The 3947-nt window shown below is 41.0% G+C and carries 2 protein-coding genes; both read left to right on the top strand.

All coding sequences use genetic code 11. The features are described 5' to 3' along the window. Positions 1 to 489 precede the first annotated feature (489 nt). A complete protein-coding gene (nhaC, locus tag KCX82_RS22695) occupies positions 490 to 1932 on the top strand; it encodes a Na+/H+ antiporter NhaC (protein ID WP_227020717.1) in 1443 nt (480 codons plus the stop codon). Positions 1933 to 2180: 248 nt separating this feature from the next. Next, the gene (gene nhaC / locus KCX82_RS22690) at positions 2181 to 3623 is read left to right on the top strand and encodes a Na+/H+ antiporter NhaC (protein WP_227020716.1); all 1443 of its coding nucleotides are present in this window, start codon (positions 2181 to 2183) and stop codon (positions 3621 to 3623) included. The last annotated feature ends 324 nt before the right edge of the window (positions 3624 to 3947 follow it).

Raw genomic sequence — 3947 nt, 5'->3', positions numbered from 1 at the left:
TTACTGTCAGCATCCATATTTCCTCAGTATTTCCCGACAGCGAAGATTATCTTAACAAATCTAATCTAACCTGTCAATTACTTTTTTATACTTTTTTTAATAAATTACCTTACAATCTAATAATATATAGAACCGAATAAAATCCTACATATTATATCATATCCCAAGCATCCAATATGATTCAACGAACGCTTCCTTTCAGCAACACTGGATCTCAATGGCTTGCGTTCAGTATATCATGTTGTACCTCCCTACCGGCAGTGAAAATGGTTTCATCTCCATCAGAACCGATCCATAAAATTCGGTATTTACAGTCCTAAGTAGAATAGTTTCTCGACCTTTTTCGACACATTATGTTGCTAATCGACAAGTTTTTTCCGGTATTGTAATATGTTGACATTACCAATTGTGACTAGTATAATTATTAATGGTAAATAGCATTAAGCATGCTACTTATTAAACATTTATTTATTTTAAGGAGGAAAAATTATGGGTAGAAGAATCCCTATGTGGCAGATCCTTTTGGTTCTGTTGGTTCTGATGCTGACATTAGCCTGGACAATTTTAATTACAGAGGGTTACGTTCACATCCCACTCGTTATCTCTGCCATCTTTGGCGCAATTATAGCAATTGCAAATGGATTCAAATGGTCTTACATTGAAAAGGGAATTATAAATAATATTGGACGATCCATGCAGGCTATATTGATCCTCTTAACAGTTGGTATGCTCATTGCGACCTGGATTGCAGGCGGTATCGTTCCGGCAATGATCTATTACGGATTAATGCTCTTAAGTCCGGGTGTGTTTCTGGTTGCAACCTGCTTGATCTGCGCTATCGTTTCTCTTGCAACAGGGAGCTCATGGACCACTGCAGGTACTGTTGGTATCGCATTGATCGGTGTTGGTGCAGGCTTAGGTATTCCTCTGGAGATGGCTGCAGGAGCCATCATTTCCGGTGCATATTTCGGTGATAAAATGTCTCCTCTTTCCGATACTACCAATCTTGCTCCGGCGATGGCAGGTTCCACTTTGTTTGATCATGTAAGACACATGATTTTTACGACAGGGCCTTCTTTGATTATTGCACTTATCATTTTCGGTATTTTGGGAATGGGTCATGCAGGAGAGCAAGTTGACATGAGTGGTGTTACGACACTTATGGATGGTTTAAAAGAAAACTTCTACATATCACCAATTTTAATCATCCCTCCGCTTCTTGTTATTGCCATGGTAATTTTCAAGGTTCCGGCACTTCCCGGACTAATCGGCGGCGTTATCCTCGGAGTTCTCTGCGCGGTTGCGTTCCAGGGTACAAACCTGGGAGAACTGGTTACCATCACAGCTTATGAAGGATTTGTTTCTGAAACAGGAAATGAATTTATCGACTCCTTGCTTTCCAGGGGCGGATTAAAGAGCATGTACTATACCGTTGGCCTCATCATGTGTGCTATGTGTATCGGTGGTGTTTTAGATTCCACAGATATGTTGAAGATTCTCTGCGAAAGCTTGCTAAAGCTTGCCAAGGGAACCGGATCTCTGGTATTGATCACCATTATTACCTGTATTGGTGTAAACATTGCCGCGTCCGACCAGTATCTGTCCATCGTACTTCCTGGCCGTATGTATAAGGCTGCTTATGAAGACAGACATTTAAAGAACAAGAATCTTTCTCGTGTTCTGGAAGATTCCGGCACACTGACTTCACCTCTTGTTCCTTGGAATACTTGCGGTACCTATCAGGCCACAACCCTGGGGGTAGCCACTTTCGCTTATGCACCATACTGTTTCTTAAACATCATCAATCCTCTGGTTTCCATATTCTATGGTTTCACCGGCATCACGATGGAGAAAATGACCGATGAAGAGTTTGATGCCTGCATGAAGCAGAGAGCTTTGGATGCCGAATTAGCTTTAAAGTCGATGGAATAAGTTAGACTTTTTAAATTTAAAAAATATAGTCATTTAATTTTAAGAATCCATTTATATTTTAATAATGTAAAAGAAGAAGGCAGAAATCATCTGCCTTCTTTTTTATTTGTCGCTTTTCTTGATTTGCCTTACTTTTTTCGACAATTTCTTACAATTGTCCGTATATATTGACATTTTTACTACATGTCGATATAATTATCTGGCGATAATGTCGCAATATTCTTTATTTATCTTAAGGAGGAAAAGTTATGGGTAGAAGAATCCCGATGTGGCAAATTCTCTTGGTGCTGCTTGTTTTAATGCTGACACTGGCATGGACAATTTTAGGTACCGAAGGATATGTTCACATTCCACTCGTTATCTCTGCTATCTTTGGTGCAATTATTGCGATTGCCAATGGATTCAAATGGTCTTATATCGAAAAAGGAATTATCAATAACATCGGAAGATCCATGCAAGCAATTCTGATCCTTTTAACCGTAGGTATGCTGATAGCGACCTGGATTGCAGCAGGAATTGTACCTGCTATGATTTACTATGGCTTGATGATTTTAAGCCCTGGTATCTTCCTGGTAGCCACCTGTTTGATCTGTGCTATCGTAGCATTGGCAACAGGAAGTTCATGGACTACAGCCGGAACGGTAGGTATCGCATTGATCGGCGTTGGTGCCGGTCTTGGTATTTCTCTCCCGATGGCTGCCGGTGCAATTATTTCCGGTGCCTACTTCGGTGACAAAATGTCCCCGTTGTCAGATACTACAAATCTTGCTCCTGCAATGGCCGGTTCTACACTGTTTGATCACGTAAGACACATGATTTTTACAACAGGACCTTCCCTTATCATCTCTCTGATCATTTACGGAGTTCTGGGTATGGGCCATGCCGGTCAGAATGTCGACCTGAGCGGTGTTACCGTTATTATGGACGGATTAAAAGAAAACTTCTACATTTCACCAATTCTGATTATCCCTCCACTCCTAGTTATTGCAATGGTTATCTTTAAAGTTCCGGCATTACCGGGTCTCATCGGCGGCGTAATCCTCGGTGTTATCTGTGCAGTTGCCTTCCAGGGGGCTAATCTGGGCGAGCTTGTAACGATAACTGCCTATGAGGGCTTTGTTTCCGAAACAGGAAATGAATTTATCGATTCACTGTTATCAAGAGGCGGTCTATCCAGCATGTACTACACAGTTGGTCTTATTATGTGTGCTATGTGTATCGGAGGCGTACTGGATTCAACAGATATGCTTAAGATTCTGTGTGAAAGCCTTCTGAAACTGGCAAAAGGTACCGGTTCTTTAGTAGTGATTACCATCATTACCTGTATCGGCGTAAACATTGCAGCTTCCGATCAGTACCTGTCCATCGTACTTCCTGGTCGTATGTACAAGACAGCTTATGAGGACAGACGTCTGAAGAACAAGAATCTTTCCCGTGTACTGGAAGACTCCGGCACACTGACATCCCCTCTTGTTCCTTGGAACACTTGCGGTACTTATCAGGCCACAACTCTGGGGGTAGCCACTTTCGCTTATGCACCATATTGTTTCTTAAACATCATCAATCCTCTGGTTTCCATATTCTATGGATTTACCGGCATTACGATGGAAAAGATGACAGATGAGGAATATAACGCTTGCATCAGACAGAGAGAGTTGGATGCTGAATTAGCACTAAAATCAATGGAATAAAATCTTAATTCTAAGTTTTAATCATGTCTACTTTAGATTATCATTTAAATCTTGGATCAAAATACTAAATTATAGATCATAATTTAAGCAAAGTAATGCCCCGACCATGACGGCCGGGGCATCTTTTATTGTGATATTTTATTTTTCCTTCGTGAAAATACGATTCTCACCGGTAATTTCCACCTTAGCCTATTTTGTTTCGGCCAGTCTCTTATAGCTTTCATATCTTTCCGCTGCATTTTCTTCCGCAACTTCGAACAGTTTATCAGCAACATCCGGGAATTCCTGAGCAAGGGATGAATATCTTACCTGACCCAGGATGAA

Source organism: Sinanaerobacter chloroacetimidivorans (assembly GCF_018128545.1).
Lineage (GTDB): Bacteria > Bacillota > Clostridia > Peptostreptococcales > Anaerovoracaceae > Sinanaerobacter > Sinanaerobacter chloroacetimidivorans.
Note: the sequence above shows the minus strand (reverse complement) of the source record. Positions and strands in the feature narration are given on the sequence as shown.

What these genes read in the sequence shown, in the direction of transcription:
- nhaC (WP_227020717.1), top strand. Translation starts at nt 490, where the DNA reads ATGGGTAGAAGAATCCCTATGTGGCAGATCCTTTTGGTTCTGTTGGTT.
- nhaC (WP_227020716.1), top strand. Translation starts at nt 2,181, where the DNA reads ATGGGTAGAAGAATCCCGATGTGGCAAATTCTCTTGGTGCTGCTTGTT.